Genomic DNA, 807 nt, shown 5'->3' on the forward strand with positions numbered 1-807 from the left:
CTGAAATGGTCGAGATAGCAATCCCCCTTGCGTCCCTCACAGTATCGGCCTTAACCGCCGGCTCATAGCGCCTCTGGGTTTTGAATGCAGTCAGCGGGGCGGATGAATTGAGGGTGGACTCGTCCGACGTCGCATTGGCTGGTCGTTCGATCAGGCCAACCGCACACTCCCCGCGAGTGGACGGGACTTCGTCCAAACAGCCCGCCATAGCATTCGAATCTGCGTTCTTCTTGAGTCCCATGGCAACTTCTGTTCGTCGTGTGGTTTGGTAGGCCATGACAAATACCTACCCTACGATCAGTGAAGCCGAGATCGAGGCGAAGTGGCTTGAGATTTCACCGCTGATCGACCGAATGATGGAACGAGTAGGAACTGAACGTGAGTTTCCTGTTTCTCCTCGATCGTCGCTAGCTGGCGACGACAGCAAGAGCGACCCATACCAGGTATCACATTGTGTTCGAATGTGTTTGACCGCTGGGGTCGACCACCTACATGCCGTCAAGACCCTGATCGTTGACCAACAGTTGCTGCACGTGGCCGCACCTTTCTCGCTCTCACGTGGCGCGCTTGAGAATTTTGCTGCTGCATTCTGGATTCTTCATCCCATAAACCGGAATGACCGAATCGAACGAACTCTCAGATGGCATGTCAAGAACTTCAAAGACCAAGAAAAGGCTGTTAGCGGCCTAACGCTTCCAGGTCACCGACCGCTTGAACCTAAACTTCAAAAGCTGGAAGCAATCGCCACCCAACGCAAGATCACAACTAAGTTGCGAGGCGGTTACACAAGCACAGAAGCAGTGAGTT

The 807-nt window shown here is 53.5% G+C and carries 2 protein-coding genes; one reads left to right on the forward strand and one right to left on the reverse strand.

Annotated features, from left to right (window positions below):
* On the reverse strand, positions 1-277 hold a 277-nt coding region (locus tag AC3XQU_RS22715; RefSeq protein WP_489876429.1), incomplete at its 3' end, for a hypothetical protein.
* On the opposite strand from AC3XQU_RS22715, the gene AC3XQU_RS22720 reads away from it, so the two are divergent.
* Positions 276-807: hypothetical protein (locus AC3XQU_RS22720; protein WP_489876430.1), on the forward strand; the 532-nt coding region annotated here is incomplete at its 3' end. The genes AC3XQU_RS22715 and AC3XQU_RS22720 overlap by 2 nt on opposite strands.

The organism is Telluria sp. AZSoR62, assembly GCF_058111565.1.